Below are 24,827 nucleotides of genomic sequence, written 5' to 3'. Positions count from 1 at the left end.
TAAGTGGAATGATGTTTACACGTGTAATTGACTGCGTCAAGCCTCTTTCGCGTGGGCAGGAACCGTTTCGCCGCAGCGCCGGAACCCGATGCAGGGGTCGTCGGAACGACGTGACTCCTAAGTGGACACGCAGGCCTCGGACCTTGGTACAAGGTCGATCCGGTGCAATCCGTCGTATCCTTGTCAGCTGACTCTCCCTGCAGGAAGGCACAGCAATGGACAAGGTTTATCCCAGCGCCGCGAAGGCCCTTGATGGTCTGTTGGCCGATGGCATGACCATCGCGGCTGGCGGTTTCGGCTTGTGTGGCATCCCCGAGAACCTGATCGGCGCGTTGCTCGAAGCCGGCACGAAGGATCTGACCATCGTCGGCAACAACGCCGGCGTGGACGATTTCGGCATGGGTCCGCTGCTGAAGACGCATCAGGTGAAGCGGGTCTACGCATCGTACGTCGGCGAGAACAAGGAATTCGAGCGGCAGACGCTGGCCGGCGAACTCGAACTGCACCTGACCCCGCAGGGCACGCTGGCCGAGAAGCTGCGCGCCGGCGGCGCCGGCATCCCCGGTTTCTACACGCGCACCGGCTTCGGCACCAAATTGGCCGAGGGCAAGGAGACCAAGGTCTTCGGCGGCAAGGAATACGTGCTGGAGGAATCGATCACCGCCGACCTGTCGATCGTGAAGGCGTGGAAGGGCGACGCGCACGGCAACCTGGTGTTCCGCGAGACCGCGCGCAACTTCAACCCGATGATCGCCACCTGCGGCAAGGCCTGCGTGGCCGAGGTCGAGCACCTGGTGCCGGTGGGCGAACTGGACCCGAACAACATCCACGTGCCGGGCATCTACGTCGACCGCATCGTGCAGGGCGCGAAGTACGAGAAGCGCATCGAGTTCCGCACCCTCGCCGGCGTGGTCGGCGCGAAGGAAAGCCCGATCCGCGTGGCGATGGCCAAGCGCGCCGCGCAGGAACTGCGGGATGGCTTCTACGTGAACCTGGGCATCGGCATTCCCACCATGGTGGCGAACTACATCCCCGAGGGCGTCAGCGTCACCCTGCAATCGGAGAACGGCCTGCTCGGCATCGGCCCGTTCCCGACCGAGGACCAGCTCGATCCCGACCTGATCAATGCCGGCAAGCAGACCATCACCACCCTGCCCGGCTCCAGCTTCTTCTCCAGCGCCGATTCGTTCGCGATGATCCGCGGCGGCCACATCGACCTGTCGATCCTGGGCGGCCTGGAAGTCTCCGCGCACGGCGACCTGGCCAACTGGATGGTGCCAGGCAAGATGGTCAAGGGCCCGGGCGGGGCGATGGACCTGGTCAGCGGCGTCAAGCGCGTGGTGGTGCTGATGGAGCATTGCGCGAAGGACGGTTCGCCGAAGATCAAGGAGCAGTGCGACCTGCCGCTGACCGGCAAGCAGGTGGTCGACCTGATCATCACCGACCTGTGCGTGTTCGCGGTCGAGAAAGGCAAGGGTCTGACCCTGCTCGAACTCAACGAAGGCGTGAGTCTGGACGACGTGAAGGCGAAGACCGGCTGCGCGTTCGACGTGGCACTGCCGACCCCGTGACGCTCAAGCGCGGCGGGCACGGCCCGCCTCGCTTCTGAAGCGGACGTGCCGGCAGACGATGTCCGCTTTACAAGCCGGCTTCCACCACCTCGGCGGGCAGCGGATGCGGAAAGTGGATGCTTGCCACGTTCTCCCTGCCGGGCAGGGTCTGCAGTTCCAGCGACCAGGCGAAACGGTCGCTGATCCGTTGGGCGATCGCCAGCTCGAAACCGTGCCGGTCCACGTTTCCCACCGGCGGGGAATGGGCGGACCCCGTTTCCAGCACCTCGGCATGATTGCGTACGCTGATCATCCCCGGCAGCACGCTGATCACCACCCGTCCCTGCTCGGTCTGCTGGGACGCGTTGCGGATCAGCTGCCAGCACAGCACCGACAATGCCTGCGGAGAGCCCTGCAGGGCAAACCGCGCAGGCTCTTCCAGCAGCAACTCGATCGGCCGACCCGACAGCATCTCGCGGGCGGCCTCCAGTTCTTCCTGCAGCACATCGTTGACGATGAAATGGCGATCGTCCATCGGGCTGTCCGCTTCGCGCGCCAGTACCAGCAGGGCCTCCACCAGGACTTCCATCTCGCGCGTGGCGCGCTTGATGCGGCGCACCGAGCGGTTGCCGAAGTCGCTGAGCCCGTCTTCCTCGGCCAGCATGTCGACCGACATCTTGATCACGGTGAGCGGGCTGCGCAATTCGTGGCTGGCGTCACGGGTGAAGTTGCGCTCACGCTGGTTGTAGTTGGCCAGGCGCACGGCGAAGCCGTGCAATCCGCGGGTGAGCGAGGCCACGTCCGCATCGGTATGCGCCGACAACTGTTCGACCCGCAGCAGTCCGGGGTCCGGCGACTGGCCGTCCCAGCGGTTGACCACGCGTGCCAGCGCCCGTACCGGGCGCCATTCCCGCCGGGTGATGAACCATGCCAGCGCCGTGATCACCACGATCACCGCAATCACCAGGGGCGTGGGAATCACGTTGTACATGCCCAGCACGCAGACGAAGACCACCGTCACGAACTGCAACGCGAAAACCATGGCAATGCGTCGACGGAACGCACCCGTCGGTGATGCGGCTATGGTGACCCGGCTATCCATTTCCTGTACTTGTCATCTCGGTCATGGCCATCTCTGTCACGGTCACCGCGGGTCACGCCGTCTCGGGCGAGGAAGCGACTTCGGATTCCAGATCCGCGAGTCGATAACCTGCCGAATGGATGGTGTGTAGCAGGGGTCGTGCGAAGGGTTTGTCGATGACCCGACGCAGGTTGTACAGATGCGAGCGCAAGGTGTCGGAGTCGGGCAGCGTGTCGCCCCAGATCTCGCGCTCGATGTCGCGTCGGCTGACCACGCGGGGCGACTCGCGCATCAGGATCGCCAGCAGTTTCAGGCCGATCGGCGAGACGGTCAGCTCCTGGCCCTCGCGGGTCAGTTGCAGGGTGGCGGTATCCAGCGTCATGTCGCCCACCGTGAGCACCTCGGTGGAGACCTGGCGACGGTCGCGGCGGATCAGGGCACGCACCCTGGCTTCCAGCTCGCGCACCTCGAACGGCTTGACCAGGTAATCGTCCGCACCGGCTTCCAGCCCGGCCAGCTTGTCTTCCAGCGTGTCGCGCGCGGTCAGCATCAGCACCGGGGTGGACTTCTTGGCCTCCTTGCGCAGCTTGCGGCAGACCTCCAGTCCGTCCAGTCCCGGCAGCATCAGGTCCAGCACCAGTACGTCATAGCTGTTGGACACCGCCAGGTGCAGGCCGCTGACCCCATCGGCCGCGTAATCGACGGAATAGCCACGGCGTTCGAGAAATTCGCCCACCATCTCGGCGATCTGGCGGTTGTCTTCCACCAACAGAATCAGGCCTGCTTGCTCGTCGTGTACGGTCATGTCGTCAATCCCATCCGTGATTTCACATAAGTGAAGATGAAAGCGGCGCCAAGGTGAGGGGAATGTGAAACGACCAGCGACGATTCAGAGACCGTTGGGTTTGGCTCCCCGGCCCAACAGGGGTTGCAGCTGCTGCCACACGGTGTCGAGTACCTGCGGCTGGGCCGCCGCGACCGGATGCATGCCGTCGGCCTGCATCTTCGCCGGGTCGAGCGCAATGCCTTGCAGCAGGAAGGGCACCAGCGCCGTGCCGCGGCTGCGGGCAAGGTCGGCATAGATCGCCCGCAGGCCATCGCGATACTGCGGGCCGTAGTTCACCGGCAGCTCGATGCCGACCAGCAGCACGGGCACTTTCGCCTGTTGTGCCGCCACGATCATCGCGTCGAGATTGGCGCGCAGCGCGGGCAACGGCAGGCCACGCAGGCCGTCATTGGCGCCCAACTCCAGCACCAGCACGGCGGGGTGGTACTTCTTCAGCAGGGTCGGCAGGCGGTTGCGTCCGCTCAACGACGTCTCGCCGCTGATGCTGGCATTGACCGCGGTCCATTTCGGCACCATGGTGGACAGACGCGCATCCAGCAGATGCACCCAGCCGGACTCGACCGGGATGTTGTGCGCGGCAGACAGCGAATCACCCAGGACCAGCACGGTGTTCGGCGTGGCGGCCTGCGCCGTGCCCAGCCAACCGAACAACAACCCGCCGCACAACCACCAACAAAGGCTTCGACGCATGAGTGATTCTTCCCGACCGCTGCTTGAAGCCCACGATGTTAGCAAGTCGGTCGATGGCCCCGAGGGAAGGCTGGACATCCTCGACAAGGTCAGCCTGCAGATCCGCCCCGGCGAAAGTTTCGCCATCGTGGGCGCCTCCGGTTCCGGCAAGACCACCCTGCTCGGCCTGCTGGCCGGCCTGGATACGCCGAACAGCGGCGGCATCGTGCTGGACGGCTATGCGCTGCAGACGCTGGACGAGGAGGCCCGCGCCGACCTGCGCCGGCGGCTGGTCGGCTTCGTGTTCCAGTCGTTTCATCTGCTGCCGGCGCTGACCGCCGAGGAAAACGTGATGCTGCCACTGGAGCTGGAGGGCAGCAGCGACGCGCGTGCCCGCGCCCGCGACGCGCTGGAAGCGGTGGGACTGGGCTCGCGCCGCCGGCACTACCCGGCCCAGCTCTCCGGCGGCGAGCAGCAGCGCGTGGCGATCGCCCGCGCCTTCGTCCACCGCCCCCGCGTGCTGTTCGCCGACGAACCCACCGGCAACCTCGACCAGCGCACCGGCCACCACATCTGCGACCTGCTGTTCGCCCTGAACCGCGACCACCACACCACCCTGGTGCTGGTCACCCATGACGCCACCCTGGCCGCGCGCTGCGATCGGCGCATCGAGCTGGAAGAAGGGCGCGTGCTGCCGGCGCAGGGGGAGCAAGCGTGAACCTGTGGCGCCTGTCCCTGCGCAGCCTGCGCCGCGAATGGCATCTGCCGGAACTGCGCACGCTGGCCGCGTCGCTGGTGCTGGCCGTGGTCGCGCTCGGCGTGGTCGCCACCCTTGCCACGCGGATCGAACGCGGCATGCTGGCCAGCGCCGCCGAACTGATCGGCGGCGACCTGGGCATTTCTTCGCCACAGGCCTTGCCGGCGACCTACGCCAAGCAGGCGCGTGCAGACGGCCTGTCGCTGTCCCGCACCGCCAGTTTTCCCAGCGTGGCGTTCGCCCACGAACAGGCCCAACTGCTCGACGTGCAGGCGGTCGATGCGGCCTATCCCCTGCGAGGCACGCTGGAACTGGGCGGCACCGCGGAACGCCGCAGCGGCGGACCGGCCAGTGGCGAGGTCTATCTCGACCATCGTGCGCTGGTCGCACTGAATCTGAAGGTCGGCCAGCCGCTGCAGCTGGGCGGCCGTGAACTGACCATCGCCGCCGAACTGATCCGCCAGCCCGATGGCGGCGAGCTGCTGGCGCTGGCGCCACGCGCCCTGATGAACCTGGCCGATGCCGAACAGGCCGGCCTGCTCGGCGTCGGCAGTCGCGCCCGTCATCGCCTGTTGCTGGCCGGCACGCCCACGGCCGTGCAACGCTGGCGTGACTGGACGCAGTCGACCGGCCTGCCGCAGGGCGCGCAACTGATCACGCCCGAGCAGACCCAGGAACGCATGCGCAGCGCCTTCGACCGTGCCGGTGCCTTCCTGCGCCTGACCGCCCTGCTCTCGGCGCTGCTGGCGGGCATCGCGATCGCGCTGTCGGCGCAGCGCTACGCTCGTCGCAAGACCGCCGAAGTCGCCCTGCTGCGCGCCCTGGGCACGCCGCGACGGCGCGTGCTGGCACTGCTGCTGGGCACGCTCGCCGCCCTGGCCGTGCCGGCAACTTCGTTGGGCATCGTGCTGGCGCTGGGGCTGTCGCAGCTGGCCTGGCTGCTGGCCAGCCAGCTGTTCGGCAACGTGCCGACCCTGCTGCCGCTGCTGCCGGCATTCGCCGCCGCGGCGATGGGGATCGCCGTGCTGGTCGGCTTCGCCCTGCCACCGCTGGCGCGGCTGGCCGAGGTGCCGCCGGTGGCGGTGTTCCGCCAGAGCCTGCAGCGACGGGTGCGCCGCTTCGATGCGCTGTACCTGATTCCGCTGCTGGTGGCGCTGGGCCTGATCTGGAGCCAGAGCAGCTCGCTGCAGCTGGCCGGCATCCTCGCCGCCAGCCTGCTCGGCGTGGCGCTGATCGCGGCGCTGCTTTCCGGCGCGCTGCTGTGGCTGGCCCGCCGCATTGCGCCCGGCGCGCATCCGGCCTTGCGCCTGGGTCTGGCCGCGCTGGCGCGACGCCCCGCGTTGAGCGTGATCCAGGCCACCGCGCTCAGCCTCGGGCTGTGCGCGCTGCTGTTGCTGGCCGTGGTGGCACCCTCGCTGCTGCAGGGCTGGCGTCAGGAGCTGCCGGCGGACGCACCGAACTGGTTCGCGCTGAACCTGCAGGACGACCAGCGCCCGGGTTTCGCGCAATCGCTGGCCGCGACGGGCGGCGACCAGCTGAACATGCTGCCGCTGGCCGTGGGCAAGCTCACCGCGATCAACGGACGGCCGATTGACCAGTTGCACTTCGAGGACCCGCGCGCGAAGGAATGGGTCGACCGCCAGCTGCGCCTGTCCTGGTCGGCCGAGCTGCCACCCGCGAACGAAGTGGTTGCCGGCCATTGGCAAGGCGCGCATCCGGCGCGGGCCGAGGTCTCGGTCGACACCATGTGGCGCGACATGTTCGCCCTGAAGCCGGGCGACACGATGAGTTTCGACGTGGGCGAAGGCCGCATCGACGCCACCGTCAGCAGCGTGCGCAAGGTGGACTGGAGTTCGTTCCGGGTCAACTTCTTCCTGCTGCTCGATCCGGCCCACGCGGGCGACCTGCCGCACAGCTGGCTGGCCAGCTTCCACCTTGCCCGCGGCCATGCCACGCAGTTGGCGCAGCTGTCGCGCGACTATCCGAACCTCAGCCTGGTCGACGTCGATGCGCTGCTCGATCGGGTGCGCGAGATCATCGAGCGGGTCGGCAATGCGGTGCGCTGGATTCTCGGCTTCAGCCTGCTCGCCGGCGCGCTGGTGCTGATCGCGGCGCTCGCCTCCAGCGCGGCGGAAAGACGCCACGAAGCCGCGCTGCTGCGCACGCTGGGCGCCCGTCGGGGGCAATTGCGCGTGGCGGCCGCCTGCGAATTCGCCTTGCTCGGCCTGGTGGCCGGGCTGACCGCCGCGTTCGGCGCAGCGGGAGCGGGCCTGTGGCTGGGCCAGGCCGTGTTCCATATCGACGGCTTCGTGCCGCCGTTCACACCACTGGCACTGGCGGCGCTGCTCGCAGCCTTCGTGGTGATGCTGCTGGGGCTGGCCGGCACCCGCAAAGTCAGCCGCACGCCACCGATGCGCCTGCTGCGCGAGGGGTGAGCGGTTGTGAGTCTTTCAACCTCTGAGGCCGGACATGGACCGGACGTGCGATGGAAGAAACCACCGGAGGTGGTTTTCCCCACAGGCTCTGAACGGAACGCCCGGCGCGACTGATAGAGTTGCGCCGATGCCCTCCCGCCCGACGCCGCCGACGACTGCAACCCTGCGCCAGCGCCTCGCGGATGAGTGGCTGCTGTGCCTGTTCGCGGTGCTGGCCATCGCGCTGGCGATCTTCGATCCGCAGCCACCGGGCAGCTATCGGCATTGGCTGCAGCTGCCCACGCTGGCGGGCCTCACCGGCCTGCTGATCGCGATCCAGGGCATCCGCGACAGCGGCCTGGTGCAGCATGCCGCCGTGGCCGTGGTGGCGCGCGCGCATTCGCTGCGCAGCCTGGGCCTGTTGCTGGTGGTGGCGACGGCGCTGCTGTCGATGGTGCTCACCAATGACGTGAGCCTGTTCCTGATCGTGCCGCTGACCCTGGCGATCGGCAGCGTTTCGAATTTGCCGGTGCTGCGCATGGTGGTGCTGGAAGCCCTGGCGGTGAACGCGGGCTCCACCCTGAGCCCGATCGGCAATCCGCAGAACCTGCTGTTGTGGCAGCACTCGAAGCTGCCGTTCCTGCACTTCGCCGCGGCGATGCTGCCGGCGGCGATGGTGATGCTGGTGCTGGTCGCCGGATTCGCCTGGCTGTGGCTGCCGCGCGACCGCGTGGCGTTGAACCCGCACCGGATCGACGGCGCCGTGGCATCGGCGCGGCTGGGCGCATGGTCGATGGCCGCCCTGGTCGGCATGGTGCTCGCCATGGAATACGGCCAGGCGCCGCTGGGGGCCGGGCTGTTGCTGCTGTCGTATGCGCTGCTGGCGCGGCCGAGCCTGGCACGGATCGACTGGCTGCTGCTGGCCACCTTCGCCGCGATCTTCGTCGGGCTCGGCCATTTTTCCAGCCTGCCGCTGGTGCAGCAGGCGCTGGACCGGCTCGACCTCGATCATCCGCTGACCCTGTATGCCAGCGGCATCGTCGCCGCCCAGCTGATCAGCAACGTGCCGGCGACGGTGCTGCTGCTCGAACGTACGCCGGACCCGATCGCGCTGGCGGTCGCGGTGAACGTGGGCGGCTTTGGCGTGGCGATCGGTTCGCTGGCCAACCTGATCGCCCTGCGCCTGGCGAAGCAGCCGCAGGGGCTGCGGCTGCTGCACCGGGTCTCGATACCGTTTCTGCTGGTCTGTGCGCCGCTGGCCTACCTGGCGTGGCGCTGGCTGGGCTGACCGGCCCGATCAGTCGTCGTCGTTGTCGTGCGGCACGCTGACCTTGCCCTTCACGCCCGAGTGATTGACGTCGCCACTGCCCTTGGCGCCCAGGTTGAAATCGCCACCCACGTCGCTGACGTCGAGATCGCCGGAGCCCAGCGTGTCGGCGCGCACGCTGCCACCGACCTGGCGCAGGGTGACGTCGCCCGAACCGATGCTGCCGATGCGGGCATCGCCCTTGACGCCCTCGGCCTTGAAATCGCCGGAGCCGACCGAGCCCAGGTCGAGGCTGCCGATGTCGGTGGCGTCGACATCGCCCGAACCCACGCTGGCGCCGAGCTTGCCCGACAGCTGGCGCACGTGCAGGTCGCCCGATCCCACGCTGGCCTGCAGCTGTTGCACGCCGGTCACGTCGGCGTCGCCGGAGCCGACGCGCAAGGTCACCGGCAGGTTGGCGGGCAACTGCATGGTGACTTCGAGGCTGGCGTAGGAGTCGCCGCCGAACAGGTTGAGGGTGAAGCCGCCGCCATCGCCACCGATGTCGATGAGCAGCTGGTCGCCGTCGCGACGCTGGGTGACCTGCAACTTGTCCAGCACCGCCTGGCTCGATGCACAGGCGCGGCCGGTCAGGGTCAGTCCCTTGCTGCCATCGCTGCCGGTCAGGTGCAGATCCTGGCTGTGCACGTCGATCTGGACGCCGTGCACGCCGGCCAGGTCCAGCTGCAGGTTGCGCGGCGCCTCATATTTGCAGGGGCTGGCGGCGAAGCAGGCGAACGGGGCGAGCAGCAGGGCTGCGGTGAGAATACGGCGCATGGAACTCTCCTTGAGGGATGGACGCGGTGGGTCGACACCGGTTGGGATGCCGCTGCCCGCCAAAGGGTTGCAAGCGGGCGACACGAGCGCGCCGGTCAACCCGTGCCGCCCCGCCGCGTTCCTGCTGTGTACCCATCACGGAGACAGACCATGCATCGCAAGACCCTGCTCGCTTCCACGCTGGCCCTGATGATCGCCGGATCGGCCACCTTCGTGATGGCCCAGAATACGCCGCCGCCTGCACCGCCCGCCAAAAAGGGCAAGTCCATGCACATCCTCCCGGGCGACCATGGCGATGCGATGCGCATGCGCATGCGCTCGCACGACTTCGATCGCGGGCACGGCCGCGGGCACGACGGAGTGATCGGCGACCTGCATGCGCTGGAACGGCTGTACACGCAGGCCGGCCGCGGCAAGGAGATGGCCGCGGTCTACAACGACGTACTGACCAAGTCGCAGGACCCGCAGGTGCGTGACTACGTCTACCAGCGCCTGGCTCGCCTGCAGGCGCAGCCGGCGAACGTGGATCAGGCGATCGCCACCCTGCGCAAGGGGCTGGATGAAAACCTGGCCAACGAGGCGAAGATGCGTGCCGAGCACGAGAAGATGCGCGCCGCCTGGCAGCAGCGTGCCGGCCAGGCTGCCCCCGCGGCCAAGTAGGTTCCGCCGAGGCGAAGAACGGGCGACGCGATGGCTCCGGCCATCGCGCCGTTTCAGGATGCCCGCTCGGCCTGCTTGGCGCGCTGCCACAGTTGCTCCTGTTCATCGAGCGTGCGCTCGGCGAACGCCGTGCCCTCGGCCGCGGCCAGCTGTTCCATCTGCCGGAAACGGCGCTCGAACTTCGCGTTGGCATGCCGCAGCGCCTGCGAGAAGTCGACGCCGGCGTGGCGTGCCAAGTTCACCATCACGAACAGCACGTCGCCGATTTCATCCTGCAGGCGCGCAGGATCGGCGCCGTCGGCGAATTCGACCCGCACCTCCTCCACTTCCTCGGCCAGCTTCTCCAGCACCGGCTCGGGGCCCGGCCATTCGAAGCCGGTGGCGGCAGCGCGCTGCTGAAGCTTGTACGCCCGCTTCCACTCCGGCAGGCCCGTCGAGATGCCGGCCAGCGCACTGTCGTCCATCGACGCGCCTTTCGCCGCACGCTCGGCCGACTTGATCTGCTCCCACGCCTGCATCTGCTCGGTGAGGTCGGCGTAGCGCGTGTCGCCGAACACGTGGGGGTGGCGGCGCAGCATCTTCGCGCTGATCGCGTGGGCCACGTCGGCGAACTCGAACAGGCCGCGCTCGGAGGCCATCTGCGCGTGGAAAACCACCTGCAGCAGCAGGTCGCCGAGTTCGTCGCAAAGGTCGGTCCAGTCCTGCCGATCGATCGCATCGGCGACCTCGTAGGCCTCCTCGATGGTATAGGCCGCGATCGAGGAAAAGTCCTGTTGCACATCCCACGGACAACCGTTCTGCGGATCGCGCAGGCGCGCCATGATGGCTAGCAGATCATCGAGGCGGTGTTTGGTCATGAGATGAAAAGTGAGTGGAGAGGAGTGAGGAGTGAGAGAAAGCCAGGAAGCCGGCGTGAGGGAGCGGGATGGAGCGTGAGCCCTCTCGCTACTCGCTCCTTTTCACTCACTCCTCGCCTTTGAGCAGCCGTGCGACCCAGTCGATGCTGCGATCGCCCACCGCGATGAACTCCGGATTCAGCAGCGATTCGCCCCGGTTGTAGCGGAACGGCTGGCCGGCCAGATCCAGCACGGCGCCGCCGGCCTCGTCGAGCACGCATTGTGCCGCCGCGGTGTCCCATTCGCTGGTGGGGCCCAGGCGCAGATAGACGTCCGCATCACCGCGCGCGATCAGGCAGAATTTCAGCGACGAGCCCAGCGGCACCATCCGGTAGTCGTCGCCGATCAGGCGTTGCAGCACCTCGCCCTGCGCACCACCGTGCGAGCGGCTGCCTGCCACCGTCGGCGGTTGCGCCAGCGCCCGTGCATGGATGCGTTGCCACGCGCCGTCCGCTTGTGTCTGCAGCCAGGCGCCCTGGCCCTGCGCGGCGACGTACAGCTCGCCGGTCACCGGCGCCAGCACGACGCCGAGCACGCTGCGGCGGTCGTCGATCAGGGCGATGTTGACGGTGAATTCGCCGTTGCGCTTGACGAACTCGCGAGTGCCGTCGAGCGGATCGACCAGCCAGTAGCGCGACCATTGCTGGCGCTCGGACCACGGCCGCGCGCTGGCTTCCTCCGACAGCACCGGCCATTGCTCATCGAGCGCAGACAGGCCCGCCATGATGGCCTGCTGGGCGGCAAGGTCGGCGGCGGTCAGCGGCGAGGCATCGTCCTTCATCTGTACCGTGAAATCGCCGTGGTAGACATCCAGGATGGCCACCCCCGCCGCGCGTGCGATGACGCCGATCTTCCTTGCCAGTTCGGGCGGCATGCTCATGATTTCCGGAACCTTCCGGCAAGATATTCGCGGGCCATGAACAGCGCGGCGATCGAGCGCCCTTCGGTGACGTCGTCACGGCCGAGCAAGGTGTGCAGTTCGGACATCTTCCACGGCACCACTTCGAGTTCTTCCGGTTCGTCGCCGACCAGTTTCTCGGGATACAGGTCCTGGGCCAGCACCACGTGCGCCATGTGCGTCATGTACGACGGCGACAGCGACAGGTTGTGCAGGATCTTCAGCTTGTGCGCGCCGTAGCCGATCTCCTCCTTCAGCTCGCGCTCGGCGCCCTGTTCGGCGGTCTCGTCCTGGTCCAGCCGCCCCTTGGGCAGACCGAGCTCGTAGCGTCCCACGCCACCGCCGTATTCGCGCACCAGCAGCACCGTCTCGTCATCCAGCATCGGCACGATGATGACCGCACCCAGGCCGCTTCCCTTCAGCCGCTCGTAGGTGCGGCGCTCGCCGTTGGAAAACTCCAGGTCGACCTGCTCCACGTGCAGGAAATGGCTGTCGGTGACGTCGCGGGTCGCGTGGATGATCGGTAGTTTGCGCATCCGGCCATTCTAGCTCGCGTGGCTCAGCGCCGCAGGCGCTGCAACGCCTGCGCGTGGATCGCGGGCGTGCCGGCCAGCACGCTGCGCGTGTCCAGCCCCGGCGCAGCGCCGTCCAGGTCGGTGAACACGCCGCCGGCCTCGCGCACGATCACCGCCAGTGCCGCCACGTCGAGGATGTTCACGTCCGACTCGATCACCAGATCGAGGCTGCCGCGCGCCAGCAGGTGGTAGTGGCAGAAGTCACCGTAGCCGCGGATCCGGTTGCTGTCGCGGATCAGCGCGCCCAGCGCATCCCAGCGGGAGTCGCCGGTGAGGGTCCGGATGTTGCCGGTGGAAATCGAGGCCGCGCTCATTTCGCCGGTCGACGCCACGCGTACACGTTCGCCGTCCAGCCAGGCACCTTCGCCGGCGCTGGCCCACATCGTCTCGCCGTAGACCGGAGCGCTCGACACGCCGAGCACCAGGTCGTCGCCGTCCATCAGGGCGATCTGGGTGGAGAAGAACGGCGTGCGGCGCACGAAGCTCTTGGTGCCGTCCAGCGGATCGACCAGCCACAGCAGGCCGCCACGCTCGCCGTCCAGGCCGAACTCCTCGCCGTAGATCGACGCCTGCGGCAACGCGGCCTGCAGGATCTTCCGGATCGCCTGTTCGGCCTCGCGATCGGCCACGGTGACCGGCGTGGCGTCGGACTTCAGTTCCACCTCGACGCCACGACGCCAATAGTGGCGGATCACCTCGGCGGCCGCCGCTGCCGCGTCGCGGGCGGCTGCCAGGGCTGTTGCGGCGATATCGGGAGTCATGCGGGTCTCGTTCCTTCAGTGGGTAGGCGCTGGCGGCGCATTGGCGGCCAGTCCGCCATGGCGCCGGATGTGCGTGCTGCCGTCCGCCGCCGGTGCCGCCAGCGTGGCCAGCCAGCGACGCAGTATCGGATCAGTCTGTCGGGCGCGCAGCGTGGCGTCCAGTCGCCAGCCCAGCGGGCTGAGCTGCAGCTCGCCGGCAAGCTGCAGCGGGCCGTTGCCGGAGTCGCGCAACTGCACGTCGATCACCCCGCCGTGCGCCCATGCGGTGGCCTGCAATTCACCCAGTGCGACGTCGCCCTGCGGCGTCCGCATGACCGCGTCGTGCCAGCTCGCCTGCGCGTCCATTTGCATCGGCCAGCCTGCGCGCAGCCGCGCGTGGGGAACCTGCAGCTGCAATTCGCCCCGCGGTTTCCCCCAGGGCGTGGCGAGTTCCTGACAGATCGCCGTCGAGCTTGCCCGGACGTTCGCGTCGCGCACTTCCACTTCATCACCGGGCAGGCGTTCCAGCCCGCCCGAAAGCTGCAGCTGCGGCCCATCGAAATCCAAGTGCAGACGCGGCTGCCCCAGCAAGGCGCGTCGTGACAGCTGCCATTGCAACTGGCCGCGGGTCCGCCCCTCCGCCGTCACCACCGCGCCGGCATGGCCGTTCCACATGCTGCCGCTGACCTGCTGCAGACGGATGCCGTGCAGCGACGGCTCGATCCACGGCAGCGCCCAGCGCGCGGGCAGGAACCACAGCAGCGCGGCGGCCAGCACCAGCAACAGGACGAAACCGATCAGGCACGTTCGCAATGACTTCAAGCGTGGAATTCCAGGTGGGACGATGCGCGGGCTTGAGCGACCGTCGCGCTGCACCGATGATAGCCGGATGACCAACCTCGCAAACGGCAACAGCGCGCTCGCAGCGCGCGACCTGCGCCATGTCTGGCACCCCTGCACCCAGATGCACGACCACGACCCAACGGGCTCGAACAGCGTGCCGATGCTGCCGATCGTGCGGGGCGAGGGTGCCTGGCTCGTCGATGCCAACGGCAAGCGCTACCTGGACGGCATCAGTTCGTGGTGGACCAACCTGTTCGGCCACGCCAATCCACGCATCGCCGCAGCCCTGGCCGAGCAGGCGCGCACGCTCGAACACGTGATCTTCGCCGGTTTCACCCACGAACCGGCCATCGCGCTGGCCGAAGAGCTGGCAAGGATCACGCCGCCCGGACTGGATCGGGTGTTCTACGCCGACAATGGCTCGGCGGCGATCGAAGTGGCGCTGAAGATGAGCTTCCACTACTGGCTCAACCAGGGCCACGGCGAGAAGACCCGCTTCATCGCGCTGACCGGCAGCTATCACGGCGAGACCCTGGGCGCGCTGTCGGTCAGCGATGTCGCGCTGTACCGCAAGACCTACGCGCCGCTGCTGCTGACGCCGTTCCTGGCGCCGTCGGCGGATACTTATCAGGCCGAACCCGGCGAATCGCCCGAACAGGCGGCCGCGCGTGCCCTCGCCGCCCTGCGCGTGCTGCTCGAGCAGCACGCGCACGAAACCTGCGCGGTGATCGTCGAGCCGCTGGTGCAATGCGCCGGCGGCATGCGCATGTATCACCCGGCGTATCTCACCGGCCTGCGCGCGCTGTGCGACGAGTTCGCCGTGCACTTCATCGCCGACGAGATCGCCGTGGGCTTCGGCCGTACCGGCACGCTGTTCGCCTGCGAACAGGCCCCTGCAGCATCCGGGCGCAGCGGCGGCGTGTCACCGGATTTCATGTGCCTGTCGAAGGGACTGACCGGCGGCTTCCTGCCCCTGTCGGCCGTGCTGACCAGCGAGGCGATCTACCAGGCGTTCTACGCCGAACACAGTGCCGGCAAGGCATTCCTGCACTCGCACAGCTACACCGGCAATCCGCTGGCCTGCCGCGTGGCGCTGGAGACGCTGGCGATCTTCCGCGACGAACCGGTGCTGGAACGCAACCGCCATTTGGCCGTCCATCTGGGTCGCCGGCTGGAGGCCCTGCGCGATCACCCGCATGTCGCCGACGTGCGCCAGACCGGCATGATCGCGGCGGTGGAACTGGTCGCCGACAAGGCCAGCCGGCGACCGTTCCCGGCGCAGCAGCGTCGGGGCTTGCGCGTCTACCTGCACGGCCTGGAGCACGGTGTGCTGTTGCGACCGCTGGGTGACGTGATCTATTTCATGCCGCCCTACGTGGTCAGCATGGCGGAAATCGACCTGCTGGTCGACACGGCCATTGCCGGAATCGAGCGCGCCGTCTGCCACTGAACGAGGCGCGAGGCCTGTCCAGGGCACGCGCCCGCGCTATGCTGGGCGACCGCTCCATGCCACCCGGTTCCCATGCGCACGATCCGTATCCACCTCGACCAGCCACTCAGCGTCTCGGCGGAAATCGCCTTGCCGGCCCAGGCCGCCGAGCACGTCGGCCGGGTGCTTCGCATGAATGCGGGCGACCCGCTCACCGTGTTCAACGGCGACGGCAGCGACTACGACGCGACCATCGTGGCGCTGGGCAAGCGCGACCTGCGAGTACGGATCGACGCGAAGCTGCCCGTGCAGAACGAGTCGCCCCTGCCGCTGACCCTGGCCCAGGGCGTGGCGCGGGGCGAGAAGATGGACTTGATCGTGCAGAAGGCCACCGAGCTTGGCGCCGTCCGCATCGTGCCGCTGCTCACCGAGCGTTCGGAAGTGAAGCTGGACCCTGCACGTGCCGAAAAGCGGCTGGCCCACTGGCGTGCGGTCGCGGCCAGCGCCTGCGAACAATGCGGACGCGCGCGATTGCCCGAGATCACCCCGGCACAGCCGCTGGCCGGCTGGCTGGCCGGGCTCGCCGATGACGGTGCGTTGCGTCTTGCCCTGCTGCCGGAGGGCGCCCGTTCGGCCCGCGAGCTGCGCTTCGGCGCCGCCGGCGGCCTGCTGGTGATCGGCCCGGAAGGCGGCCTGGGCGAGCGCGACATCAACGCGCTCACCCGCGCCGGTTTCGAGGGATTGCGACTGGGCCCGCGCATCCTGCGCACGGAGACGGCGGGACTGGCTGCCATGGCAGCCCTGCAGGCGCTGCACGGCGACGGCTGATTCACCGTCGCGAAATCACCGCCACGAGACTCGTCCCGGAAACTTGAAAAAGCCGCGACAGCTCAGTCGTCGGCGTCGATCGAGCCGTCTTCCACCGTCTCGACGACGTCCATCACGCCGGAATCGTCGTACAGGTCGAGCAAGGTGGCTTCGATCCATTCCAGGTCGGGAATCATCGCCACGTCATCGCGCACCAGCACATGGGCGCGCACGCCCGGCTGCAAGGGCTTGCCATCATGAGTGGGAATGATCAGCTCGGCGTTCAACGTGGTCAGGCGCGGAAAGCCCTGGGTCAGCACCGCGATGAACGGCAGCTTCGGGTTGCCGCCAAGCGCCTTCAACACGGCCACGCGCACGCTCAGGTCGGCGTCGCCCGCCTCGGTGCCGGCCAGTTCGGCAAACGACACCAGCGGCACGCGCCAGCCACGCCACTGGATCCGTCCCAGCATCCAAGCGGGGGCGCCGGGCAGCGGCTCGGGCGTGCTCTGGGTGATCACTTCGGCGATGTTGGCGTTGGGCAACAGCAGGCGCTGGTTGCCTACCGGCACCAGGACGCAGCGGATTTCACGCGGCAGCGGATCACTCATGGAAACACCTCGATCAGGCGCGCCGCCAACTCGGTCGGCGTGCCGGAAAAACTGACCAGCCGCTCGGCGAAGATCCCGCTGACCATGTCAGCGAAATGTTCCCCGGACGACGACTCTACCCAGACCTGGCCGCCACGATCGTGGACCGCCTGCGCGCCGGCCACCGCATCGTTGCCGCGCCCCGCGAAAACGATCGCCAGCGCATCACGGCCAAACACGCTCGCCGCCATGGTCAGGCTGGCGTCGATCGACGGTGCTTCGGCGGACTCGCCACCGGTGGCCTGCAGCTCGATGCTGCCGTCACGGCGCAGGCGCACCTGCTGGCCCGCCGGCACCATCAACACCTCACCCGATCCGGCGCGACGGCCCTGTTCGGCCAGTCGCACGGGCAACGCGCAATGCGCCTTGAACTTCTCCGCCAGCGCCACATCGGACTGTTCGCCCACGTGCTGGGTATGCAGGAAGGTCAGCCGCGTGGTCACAGGCAACGCCGCCAGGAAGGCACAGACCGAGTCGACGCCATCGGTGGCGGCGCCAAGCACCACCACCCGGCTCAGGGCGCTGCCCAGTTCGTCCAGCACCATCGCGTGGTCGGGCACGCGCTCGTACGGCTGCGGCGCGACGGCCTCTTCCATCGAAACCAGCTCGAGGCTCATCACCGGCTCGATGTCCGCCGCGACCGCGTCGGCGTCGGGCGCAAGGAAATCGGCCGCGCTCATCTTCTCGATGCCGAACATGCCGGCATCGGGTTTCTCGGGTGCCGCTGGCGCGGGTTCCGCGTCTTCATCGACCAAGCTCCATGCATCCGGCGCGCGTACGCCCGGCGCGTTATCGGCCATGAGCGGATGCGGCGCCAAAGCTGGCGTCGTCGCCACGTCGGTATCGACCAGCGCAGACAGCTCGAGATGATCGATCTGGAACGTCGGCGGCGTCACGCTGGCCAGCACCGGCGCTGCTTCCGCTGGCGGCGCGTCAACGGTCGCCACCACGTCAAAGTCCGCTGCCGGCCCGGCCGCGCCTGCATTATGGAAATTGCCATCGTGGAGGGGCGGCGGCTCGAGGTCATCCACGAAACGCAGGCCGGGGCCCGAGCCGACCTCGTCTTCGGCGGGCAAATCACCGGAGGCCAGCAAGGCCTCAAGCTCTGCCGCCAGGTTCTCCGATTCGGCGGTGGCGATCTGTTCGTGCTGGCCATCCGCGTCGTCGTGCACGGGCAGGAAATCGTCCGCGTCGGGTTCCGCTTCCACCATCGCCGGGGCGGCATCCATCACTTCATCGACCACCGGCTCCGGCGCTGCAGCCGGTTCGACGGGCTCGGCGGCAGCGACGGGAGTCGGCGTCACGGTCGGCGGCGAAGCCACGGCAGCTGGCGTGTCGACGAGGTGTGGACCGTCCGGGCGCGGCGGGTCCACATCACCGGCCGCCAGCACCTTGACGGCCAGATGTCGCGCCCAGCGGTCGCGATCCCAGCCGGCCAGCGAGCGGCTGGCCTGCGCATCATTGAAGACCACCCGGGGGCGTTCGTCGTCGATCACGTCGTACAGGTGATCGAGCGCATCGTCGGCGCTGTCGTCCAGGTTGATGACCAGCACGTCGGCGCCCACCTGCCGCAGCAGTTCACGACTCAGGCTGGAAACCCCGCCCTCGTGCACGATGCGTGCACCACGTTCCTGCAGCGCCTCGCGCAGCTGGCCAACCAGTTCGGTATCGTCAAACAGCAGGGCAACCGCCGGCGCCATTTCAGTCATGAACAGGCTCCGTTGCTCGCTGCTCCAATACTTCGCCGATCTGCACCAGCAGCTCCGCTTCCTGGTACGGCTTGCCGAGGTAACGATCCACGCCGATGTCGAACGCTCGCTGGCGATGCTTGTCGCCGCTGCGCGAGGTGATCATGATGATCGGCACGTCGCGCAGTCGCGGGTCGGCCTTCATGTGGGTCGCCAGCTCGTAACCGTCCATGCGCGGCATTTCGATGTCGAGCAGCATCAGGTCGGGCACGCGCTCATGCAGCTTCTCCAGCGCATCGACACCGTCCTTTGCCGTGCTGACCTCGTACTCGTGGCGTTCCAGCACGCGCCCGGTGACCTTGCGCATGGTGATGGAGTCGTCGACCACCATCACCAGCGGACGCACCTGGACTTCCTCGACCACCGGCGCCTGCACCGCGCTGAGGCCTTCGGACAGGCGCTGGTCGCGGCGGATCATGCCATGACGCACCAGCGGCGCCAGATCGAGAATGATCAGCACCGAGCCGTCGCCCATGATCGTGGCGCCGAGCAGGCCGGGCACCGAACTGATCTGCGGGCCCACCGACTTCACCACGATCTCGCGCGAACCCAGCACCGCGTCGATGCGGATCGCCGCGCGCAGGTCGCCTGCGCGGGTCAGCAACAGCGGCTGCTGTTCGTCTTCGGCCGGCAGACCCGGCGGCAGACCGAGCAACTCGGCCAGATCATGAATGCCGAACGCCTCGTTGCCGTAGTTGAACGACGGCTCGTCCTGCGCCATCAGGGCGGTCAGCTCTTCCGGATTGACCCGGGCCACGCCCTGCACCGAGGTCATCGGGATCGCGAAGGTCGCTTCGCCGATGCGCACCAGGATGGCCTGGGTCACCGCGAGCGTGAACGGCAGGCGCAGGATGAAGGTGCTGCCCTGGCCTTCTTCCGACTCGATCGACAGTGAACCGCCGAGCTGCTTGATCTCGTTGGCGACCACGTCCATGCCGACGCCACGGCCAGCCAGCTGGGTCACCGTGCTTGCGGTGGAGAAGCCGGGCTGGGTGATCAGTGAGAGCAACTGGTTGTCGGTCGGCTTGGTCTCGGCACGCAGCAGGCCGCGCTCGATGCCGCGCTTGCGGATGGCTTCGCGGTTCAGGCCGCGACCGTCGTCGCTGACCCGCACCACCACCTCGGTCGCCTCGCGGGCCACCGTGATGTGCACCGAACCTTCGACCGGCTTGCCGGCCTTGCGGCGATCCGCCGGGCTCTCGATGCCGTGGGCGATCGCGTTGCGCAGCATGTGCTCGAACGGGGCCTTGATGCGATCCAGCAGGTTGCGGTCCATTTCGCCGTGGGCACCGTCCACGTACAGCTGGGCCTGCTTGTGCTCTTCCTGCGCCGCCTGACGCAGGGTGCGGCGCAGGTTCGGCACCATCGTGTCGAACGGCAGCATGCGGGTGCGCAGCAAACCGTCCTGCAGCTCGGTACTGACCCGCGACTGCTGGATCAGCAGGGTCTCGGCCTGGCGTGTCAGTTCGTCCAGCATGTTCTGGATGGACACCAAGTCGGATACCGACTCGGCCAGCGCACGCGAATACTGCTGCAGCTGCGAGTAGCGGTCGAGCTCGAGCGGATCGAACACGGTGAGGCCCGCTTCGCGATGCTCGCGCTGGAAGCGCGCGATGATTTGCGCCTCGGTTTCGATTTCCAGCATGCGCAGCTGGCTGCGCAGACGGGCCACCGTCTGTTCCAGCTCGACCAGGTTGAAGCGGTAACCGGCAACCTGCTGTTCCAGTCGCGAACGGTAGATCGCCACTTCGCCGGCATGGTTGACCAGGCTGTCGAGCAGGTCGGCGCGAACGCGGATCTGTTCCTGCGACGACCGCACCTCTTCCTCGGCCTCGGGCATCAGCTCGGGCAGGTCGGAGTCGGCGGCGACCTGACGCGGTGCAGGCGCCACGGCTGCGACGGCCGGAGTCGCCATGACCGCAGCGGTCAGCGAGGCATCGTCGGCGAACGTGGTTTCACCGGCCAGCGCCAGCAGATGATCGATCATGCCCTGCGGATAGTCGGACACCTGACCCTGCGAAACCTGCTGCACCATCGAGTGCAACTGGTCAAAGCTCGCTTCCAGCGCGGAAATCAGCGGCGCGGTCTTGGCCGTGTCGCGGATCGGCTTCTCGAGCAGGGTTTCGATGGCGTGGCTGAGATCGCCCACCGCCATCAGACCCGCGATGCGCGCACCACCCTTGAGGGTGTGCAGGTCACGCTGCAGTTCGGCCACGTGCGACAGGTCGGCCGAATCGGCGTGCCACTGGGCCAGGACGCCATCGGCGTGGTCCAGAATCTCGCGGGCCTCGTCGATGAAGACTTCCAGCAGGTCGGCATCGATGTGGCCGAGGCTTGCCAGGGCGTGAGCGGTCTCCGGCGCCGGTGCGGCATCGACCTTCGCCACGGCCTCGGATTCGGCCCGCTTCGCGGCAGCCTGTTCGGCAGCCAGCTTCTCGGCAGCAGCGCGTTCCGCGGCAGCCTGCTCGGCAGCCAGTTTCTCGGCGGCAGCGCGTTCCGCGGCAGCCTGCTCGGCAACCAGCTTCTCGGCGGCAGCACGTTCCGCGGCAGCCTGCTCGGCGGCCAGTTTCTCGGCAGCAGCGCGTTCCGCGGCGGCCTGCTCGGCGGCCAGTTTCTCGGCAGCAGCGCGTTCCGCGGCAGCCTGCTCGGCAGCCAGCTTCTCGGCGGCAATGCGTTCCGCGGCGGCCTGCTCGGCGGCCAGCCTCTCGGCGGCAGCGCGTTCCGCGGCAACCTGCTCGGCAGCCAGTTTCTCGGCGGCAGCCTGTTCTGCTGCGGCGCGCTCGGCAGCCACCTCCTCGGGGGCAAACGCGTCGAGCGCGGCCGCCAGCTCGGCGGTCACCTCGGCGTGATGCGCATCATCCGGATGGACGTCCTGCGCATCATTCCCCGCCGACCGGGCCTCGGCTTCCGCGGCCGCCTGTGCAGCGGCGGCCTCGGCCATGCCGGCTTCCAGGGAAGCGGCCATGATCGCCTCGTCGACACCCGCATGATCCACAAACGCATGATCGGTCGGGGTTGCCGGCTGCACCGGCTCGAGCTCGTCGATCTGTGGCTCGAACACGACGTGCGCCACGCGCGACTCGGGATAATCGTCGCGCATGTGGACGATCTGCGCGGTGAGCACGTCCGCGTTCGGCAGTTGCGGCTCGGCGGCATCGAACTGGCCCATGACGTGGTCGACCACATCGACGGACTGCCCAAGCAGGCGGACGCCCTCGGCGGTCAGCGGCAGATTGGCGGCACGCAGGCGCTTGAACAGCGACTCCAGCGGCGACAGCAACTGCGTCAGCAAGGGGATGTCGACCATCGCAATCGCACCGTGCAGCGTGTGCACGGCGCGCAACAGTTCCTCGCTGACCGGCAGTTCACCCTCGCAACGCTGGATCGCGCCACGAATGGTCTGCAGATACTGGGCCACCTCGCTGCGCAGGATTTCCAGCAGCACCGGATCGACCGGCGGCATCACCGGCATCGCGATGGCGTGGTCCGGAGCGGCAGGCTCGTCTTCGACAAGCGCGCCAGCCATGCCGGCCAGGCCCGCCGTCGGCACCGAAGCCGCGGTCGAGTCGAGACGCGGCACCCGCCGACGAACGGTGCGACGGACCGTTTCGGTAGCCGTCGACACATGGTCTTCCAGGCGTGCCGGGTTGCCCGCCGCCAGTTGCTCGGCGGTGTGCATGATCGCGCTGAGCGGAGCGCTCGGCTGCCCTTCGCCCTTGAGGGCGGCGAGCAATCCGGGCAGCGCGGCGATGGCATGCCGCACCAGCGCCTGCACGTTGGCATCGGGCTGGATGCTGTTGTCGAGCACGCGGTTGAGCATGTCCTCGACTTTCCAGGCGAACTCGCCCAGCACGCCGGCACCGACCAGGCGACCCGAACCCTTCAGGGTGTGGAACGAACGACGAATGCTGACCAGCGAAGACGTCTGCGCAGGATCAGCCAGCCAGGTCTTCTCGGCGCCGAGCAGGTTGTCGATCTCCTCCTGCATCTCTTCCAGGAAGATGTCGCGGATATCGTCATCGATGCCTTCGGCGTCGATGTTGAAGTGGGTGTTGTCGGCCAGCGCATCGCGCACCGGCACCTGCTCGACCACTTCCTCCTCGACCTCGACCCAGTCGCCATCCTCGTCATGGGCGTCACCGCCCACCAGCATGTTTGGTGCCGGCGCCTCGGTCTGGGCCAGGCGCAGACCGTCGAGATCGTGCGCCGGGGCCGCGGCAGCACCGCTGTCGCCCACGAACAGGCCGGTGAGGTCCACGCCCGGCAGCAGGCTGACCGATTCGGACAGTTCCGGATGTTCCGCATCGACGCCAGCGAGGCCCGCCGCCGGCGCCATGGCGTCTGCTGCGACAGGGGCGGTGCTGACTTCGCGCTGGGCGGGAACCGGCCAGTAACCCAGCAGGCCGAGGCTGTGCTCGGCCACGTCGAGGATGTGTTCCAGCCCGCCACGATGCTCGCGGGCCGCCTCGAGGTAATACTCCAGGGCAGCCAGGGCATCGGCCAGATGATCCATCTGGGTGCCGCTGGGCACGCGCCGATCCTGCAACAGTTCGTAATCGACGAAGCGACCCACGCCCTGCGCAAGTTCCGCCGGACGGGGCGAAGACAGCATGCGCATGGCGCCCGCCACTTCATCCATCTGCAGCGGTGCGCCGGCGAGTCGATCGTGCTCCCAGCCGGATTCGACGAACGCGACGATCGCGTCCTTGACCCGACCGGTGTTGGCGATGGCTTCCTGCATCAGCGTGGTGACGACGCCGAGTGCCTCGCTGCGTGGCAGCGCGTGCATGGCATCGCCAGCGCCCGGTTCGCCGTCGGAACCGAGGCTTTCGATGTGATCGTCCAGCGAGGCCTCGACGTAAAGCAGGGCCCCGGCGACATCGAGCAGGGTCTCTTCATCGGCGGCGCGCAGCCGGTTGGCAATCTCGTCGAGCACCCGACGCTGTTCGGTGACCACACGGCGCGGCACGGCCAGCGCCAGCATGCCCAGGGTATCGCCGACGCGCTCGAGCACCTCGCCCTGCACGGCCAGCTGGGCGGGGTCGCCATTCTGCTGGCGCAGGAACAGGTCCAGCGCTTCCTTGACGCGCAGCAGGTCGTCCTTCAACGCACGGGAAACGGAATCGAGCAGGGCACGATTATGTCCCGCCATCGAGCCGCGCGCGTGCTCGAGTTCGCCGGCATCCGGCAACAGGGCGTCCAGACCATAGGTGCTGCGCAGCAGCTCCATCTGCGGGCTGCGCTGCTTGGCCTGGGCCACGATGTACAGCAGTTTGCAGGCGACATCGTCCGCCTCGCCACCGCGCAGGCTGTGTTCGCCCTGCTCGATCAGCAGGCGGATGTTGCGGTCGACCTTGCCGATCAACTGGCGTACTTCGCCCGCGAAACCCTTCAATGCACCCTGTTCGAGGCCCTCGAGAACACCGGCGGCGATCCACCAGAGGCGTCGCCCGTGCACGTGATAGCAGCGGGCAGTGATCGCCAGCAGGGTCTTGCGCATGTTGACCAGCTGCACCGCTGCGTTCTGGCCGCGAAACCAGCCGAGCAGTTGCTGCTGGAAGCGCAGGCGCAGGTCGACCAGCTCGGCGCGATGCGCCTCGGCATAGGCCTCGCTCATCGCCGCCGGGGCCTGCTCGGGCAGGAAAGCGTCGAGATTGGGGTGGAACATCGCCGATTCGGGCAATGCTTCCTGGCCACGGCTGGCGCGCAGGTCGTTGAGCAGCGGCAGCAGCACCACCGGCACGTCGCGGTGCCCACTGGAAAGCCGCTCGAGGTAGTCGGGCAACTGCATCAGGCCGCGCATCAGCGCGGCATACGCTTCCTCGCGCTGGGCGACGTGGTCCTCCAGCAGGGCGATGGCGAGGGCCTCCATCTCTGCGGTGACCATGGCCGCGCCGTACAGCTCGACCATCTGCAAGGTGCCCTGCACCTGATGCAGATGGTCGGCACAGGTGCGCATGAAATCGCGCTTGCCCGGATTGTCGACGTAGGACTCCAGTGCCTCGCGGGCGATCGACAAGGTGTCGTCGAGCTCCGGCTTGACCCATTGCAGCGTCGTGAAATCGATGTGGTCTTGAAGTCTCATGCGCCTCTCTCAATGGTTGCACAACGCCAGCATCCTGCAACCATCGAGACTGCCCCCTGTCTTGTGCTTTTCTCAATCGCGCCGGAAAGCGGCACGGC

Annotated in this window: 19 protein-coding genes; 7 read left to right on the top strand and 12 right to left on the bottom strand. The window is 68.0% G+C overall.

Going from position 1 to position 24,827, the window contains the following annotated elements:
• Nucleotides 1–215 precede the first annotated feature (215 nt).
• Nucleotides 216–1,571 carry a 3-oxoacid CoA-transferase gene (locus ASD55_RS18960; RefSeq protein WP_056764087.1) on the top strand — a complete coding sequence of 452 codons (1,356 nt, stop codon included), beginning with the start codon at nucleotides 216–218 and terminating at the stop codon, nucleotides 1,569–1,571.
• 67 nt (nucleotides 1,572–1,638) lie between these two features.
• On the opposite strand, the gene ASD55_RS04875 is transcribed toward ASD55_RS18960, so the two are convergent.
• The 3 genes from ASD55_RS04875 to ASD55_RS04865 all read right to left on the bottom strand — a co-directional run bounded on the left by ASD55_RS04875 (nucleotide 1,639) and on the right by ASD55_RS04865 (nucleotide 4,168).
• Nucleotides 1,639–2,592, bottom strand: a complete 954-nt coding sequence (locus ASD55_RS04875) for a HAMP domain-containing sensor histidine kinase (protein WP_235577719.1) — start codon at nucleotides 2,590–2,592, stop codon at nucleotides 1,639–1,641.
• Between the two features lie 112 nt (nucleotides 2,593–2,704).
• Complete coding sequence (locus tag ASD55_RS04870) at nucleotides 2,705–3,436, bottom strand: response regulator transcription factor (RefSeq protein WP_056717836.1); 732 nt, start codon at nucleotides 3,434–3,436, stop codon at nucleotides 2,705–2,707.
• 84 nt (nucleotides 3,437–3,520) lie between these two features.
• Nucleotides 3,521–4,168 carry an arylesterase gene (locus tag ASD55_RS04865; protein ID WP_056717835.1) on the bottom strand — a complete coding sequence of 216 codons (648 nt, stop codon included), beginning with the start codon at nucleotides 4,166–4,168 and terminating at the stop codon, nucleotides 3,521–3,523.
• On the opposite strand from ASD55_RS04865, the gene ASD55_RS04860 reads away from it, so the two are divergent.
• The 3 genes from ASD55_RS04860 to ASD55_RS04850 all read left to right on the top strand — a co-directional run bounded on the left by ASD55_RS04860 (nucleotide 4,167) and on the right by ASD55_RS04850 (nucleotide 8,606).
• Nucleotides 4,167–4,865, top strand: coding sequence for an ATP-binding cassette domain-containing protein (locus tag ASD55_RS04860; protein WP_056764085.1), 699 nt, complete (start codon nucleotides 4,167–4,169; stop codon nucleotides 4,863–4,865). The genes ASD55_RS04865 and ASD55_RS04860 overlap by 2 nt on opposite strands.
• Entirely contained in the window at nucleotides 4,862–7,339 is a 2,478-nt protein-coding gene (locus tag ASD55_RS04855) for an FtsX-like permease family protein (protein ID WP_056764083.1), read from the top strand. The genes ASD55_RS04860 and ASD55_RS04855 overlap by 4 nt, the downstream gene beginning before the upstream one ends.
• Nucleotides 7,340–7,466: 127 nt before the next feature.
• On the top strand, nucleotides 7,467–8,606 hold the full coding sequence (locus tag ASD55_RS04850; RefSeq protein WP_056764081.1) for an SLC13 family permease: 1,140 nt from the start codon (nucleotides 7,467–7,469) through the stop codon (nucleotides 8,604–8,606).
• Nucleotides 8,607–8,615: 9 nt separating this feature from the next.
• On the opposite strand, the gene ASD55_RS04845 is transcribed toward ASD55_RS04850, so the two are convergent.
• On the bottom strand, nucleotides 8,616–9,401 hold the full coding sequence (locus ASD55_RS04845; protein ID WP_056717831.1) for a DUF4097 family beta strand repeat-containing protein: 786 nt from the start codon (nucleotides 9,399–9,401) through the stop codon (nucleotides 8,616–8,618).
• A 150-nt stretch (nucleotides 9,402–9,551) separates the two neighbouring features.
• On the opposite strand from ASD55_RS04845, the gene ASD55_RS04840 reads away from it, so the two are divergent.
• Complete coding sequence (locus ASD55_RS04840; RefSeq protein ID WP_056764079.1) at nucleotides 9,552–10,061, top strand: hypothetical protein; 510 nt, start codon at nucleotides 9,552–9,554, stop codon at nucleotides 10,059–10,061.
• 53 nt (nucleotides 10,062–10,114) lie between these two features.
• On the opposite strand, the gene mazG is transcribed toward ASD55_RS04840, so the two are convergent.
• The 5 genes from mazG to ASD55_RS04815 all read right to left on the bottom strand — a co-directional run bounded on the left by mazG (nucleotide 10,115) and on the right by ASD55_RS04815 (nucleotide 13,992).
• Nucleotides 10,115–10,918, bottom strand: a complete 804-nt coding sequence (gene mazG / locus ASD55_RS04835; RefSeq protein WP_082542638.1) for a nucleoside triphosphate pyrophosphohydrolase — start codon at nucleotides 10,916–10,918, stop codon at nucleotides 10,115–10,117.
• A gap of 106 nt (nucleotides 10,919–11,024) precedes the next feature.
• Complete coding sequence (cysQ, locus tag ASD55_RS04830; protein WP_056764077.1) at nucleotides 11,025–11,837, bottom strand: 3'(2'),5'-bisphosphate nucleotidase CysQ; 813 nt, start codon at nucleotides 11,835–11,837, stop codon at nucleotides 11,025–11,027.
• A complete protein-coding gene (gene nudE, locus ASD55_RS04825; protein ID WP_007809604.1) occupies nucleotides 11,834–12,391 on the bottom strand; it encodes an ADP compounds hydrolase NudE in 558 nt (185 codons plus the stop codon). Before nudE ends, cysQ begins: the two co-directional genes overlap by 4 nt.
• A 23-nt stretch (nucleotides 12,392–12,414) precedes the next feature.
• Nucleotides 12,415–13,191 carry an inositol monophosphatase family protein gene (locus ASD55_RS04820; protein WP_056764075.1) on the bottom strand — a complete coding sequence of 259 codons (777 nt, stop codon included), beginning with the start codon at nucleotides 13,189–13,191 and terminating at the stop codon, nucleotides 12,415–12,417.
• A 15-nt stretch (nucleotides 13,192–13,206) separates the two neighbouring features.
• On the bottom strand, nucleotides 13,207–13,992 hold the full coding sequence (locus ASD55_RS04815) for a type II secretion system protein N (protein WP_056764073.1): 786 nt from the start codon (nucleotides 13,990–13,992) through the stop codon (nucleotides 13,207–13,209).
• 67 nt (nucleotides 13,993–14,059) lie between these two features.
• Here ASD55_RS04815 and ASD55_RS04810 point away from each other — a divergent pair, with 67 nt between their 5' ends.
• Both ASD55_RS04810 and ASD55_RS04805 read left to right on the top strand, forming a co-directional pair.
• On the top strand, nucleotides 14,060–15,463 hold the full coding sequence (locus ASD55_RS04810; RefSeq protein WP_056764071.1) for an adenosylmethionine--8-amino-7-oxononanoate transaminase: 1,404 nt from the start codon (nucleotides 14,060–14,062) through the stop codon (nucleotides 15,461–15,463).
• A gap of 72 nt (nucleotides 15,464–15,535) precedes the next feature.
• A complete protein-coding gene (locus ASD55_RS04805) occupies nucleotides 15,536–16,270 on the top strand; it encodes a 16S rRNA (uracil(1498)-N(3))-methyltransferase (RefSeq protein ID WP_056764069.1) in 735 nt (244 codons plus the stop codon).
• A 62-nt stretch (nucleotides 16,271–16,332) separates the two neighbouring features.
• Here ASD55_RS04805 and ASD55_RS04800 read toward each other — a convergent pair whose 3' ends face one another.
• From ASD55_RS04800 to ASD55_RS04790, 3 genes are read right to left on the bottom strand one after another with little or no spacing between them, the layout of a single operon-like run.
• Nucleotides 16,333–16,857 (bottom strand): chemotaxis protein CheW, encoded by a 525-nt coding sequence (locus tag ASD55_RS04800; RefSeq protein WP_056717823.1) that lies wholly within the window; start codon nucleotides 16,855–16,857, stop codon nucleotides 16,333–16,335.
• Nucleotides 16,854–18,605: a chemotaxis protein CheB gene (locus ASD55_RS04795; protein WP_056764067.1), complete on the bottom strand. Its 1,752-nt coding sequence runs from the start codon at nucleotides 18,603–18,605 to the stop codon at nucleotides 16,854–16,856. Before ASD55_RS04795 ends, ASD55_RS04800 begins: the two co-directional genes overlap by 4 nt.
• Nucleotides 18,598–24,729 carry an Hpt domain-containing protein gene (locus ASD55_RS04790; RefSeq protein ID WP_056764065.1) on the bottom strand — a complete coding sequence of 2,044 codons (6,132 nt, stop codon included), beginning with the start codon at nucleotides 24,727–24,729 and terminating at the stop codon, nucleotides 18,598–18,600. Before ASD55_RS04790 ends, ASD55_RS04795 begins: the two co-directional genes overlap by 8 nt.
• Nucleotides 24,730–24,827 lie beyond the last annotated feature (98 nt).

Origin of the sequence: Rhodanobacter sp. Root561 (assembly GCF_001427365.1) — a bacterium.
In the GTDB taxonomy this organism is placed as follows: domain Bacteria; phylum Pseudomonadota; class Gammaproteobacteria; order Xanthomonadales; family Rhodanobacteraceae; genus Rhodanobacter.
The sequence above is the reverse complement of the archived record's forward strand: the minus strand, read 5'-3'. Positions and strand labels throughout refer to the sequence as shown.

Excerpts from the sequence above, each read along its gene's own strand:
- ASD55_RS04865 (WP_056717835.1), bottom strand. The coding sequence starts at position 4,168 with ATGCGTCGAAGCCTTTGTTGGTGGTTGTGCGGCGGGTTGTTGTTCGGT.
- ASD55_RS04805 (WP_056764069.1), top strand. The coding sequence starts at position 15,536 with ATGCGCACGATCCGTATCCACCTCGACCAGCCACTCAGCGTCTCGGCG.
- ASD55_RS04870 (WP_056717836.1), bottom strand. The coding sequence starts at position 3,436 with ATGACCGTACACGACGAGCAAGCAGGCCTGATTCTGTTGGTGGAAGAC.
- ASD55_RS04850 (WP_056764081.1), top strand. The coding sequence starts at position 7,467 with ATGCCCTCCCGCCCGACGCCGCCGACGACTGCAACCCTGCGCCAGCGC.
- cysQ (WP_056764077.1), bottom strand. The coding sequence starts at position 11,837 with ATGAGCATGCCGCCCGAACTGGCAAGGAAGATCGGCGTCATCGCACGC.
- ASD55_RS04845 (WP_056717831.1), bottom strand. The coding sequence starts at position 9,401 with ATGCGCCGTATTCTCACCGCAGCCCTGCTGCTCGCCCCGTTCGCCTGC.
- ASD55_RS04790 (WP_056764065.1), bottom strand. The coding sequence starts at position 24,729 with ATGAGACTTCAAGACCACATCGATTTCACGACGCTGCAATGGGTCAAG.
- ASD55_RS04860 (WP_056764085.1), top strand. The coding sequence starts at position 4,167 with ATGAGTGATTCTTCCCGACCGCTGCTTGAAGCCCACGATGTTAGCAAG.
- nudE (WP_007809604.1), bottom strand. The coding sequence starts at position 12,391 with ATGCGCAAACTACCGATCATCCACGCGACCCGCGACGTCACCGACAGC.
- ASD55_RS04795 (WP_056764067.1), bottom strand. The coding sequence starts at position 18,605 with ATGACTGAAATGGCGCCGGCGGTTGCCCTGCTGTTTGACGATACCGAA.
- ASD55_RS04810 (WP_056764071.1), top strand. The coding sequence starts at position 14,060 with ATGACCAACCTCGCAAACGGCAACAGCGCGCTCGCAGCGCGCGACCTG.
- ASD55_RS04875 (WP_235577719.1), bottom strand. The coding sequence starts at position 2,592 with ATGGTTTTCGCGTTGCAGTTCGTGACGGTGGTCTTCGTCTGCGTGCTG.
- mazG (WP_082542638.1), bottom strand. The coding sequence starts at position 10,918 with ATGACCAAACACCGCCTCGATGATCTGCTAGCCATCATGGCGCGCCTG.
- ASD55_RS04800 (WP_056717823.1), bottom strand. The coding sequence starts at position 16,857 with ATGAGTGATCCGCTGCCGCGTGAAATCCGCTGCGTCCTGGTGCCGGTA.
- ASD55_RS04840 (WP_056764079.1), top strand. The coding sequence starts at position 9,552 with ATGCATCGCAAGACCCTGCTCGCTTCCACGCTGGCCCTGATGATCGCC.
- ASD55_RS18960 (WP_056764087.1), top strand. The coding sequence starts at position 216 with ATGGACAAGGTTTATCCCAGCGCCGCGAAGGCCCTTGATGGTCTGTTG.
- ASD55_RS04820 (WP_056764075.1), bottom strand. The coding sequence starts at position 13,191 with ATGACTCCCGATATCGCCGCAACAGCCCTGGCAGCCGCCCGCGACGCG.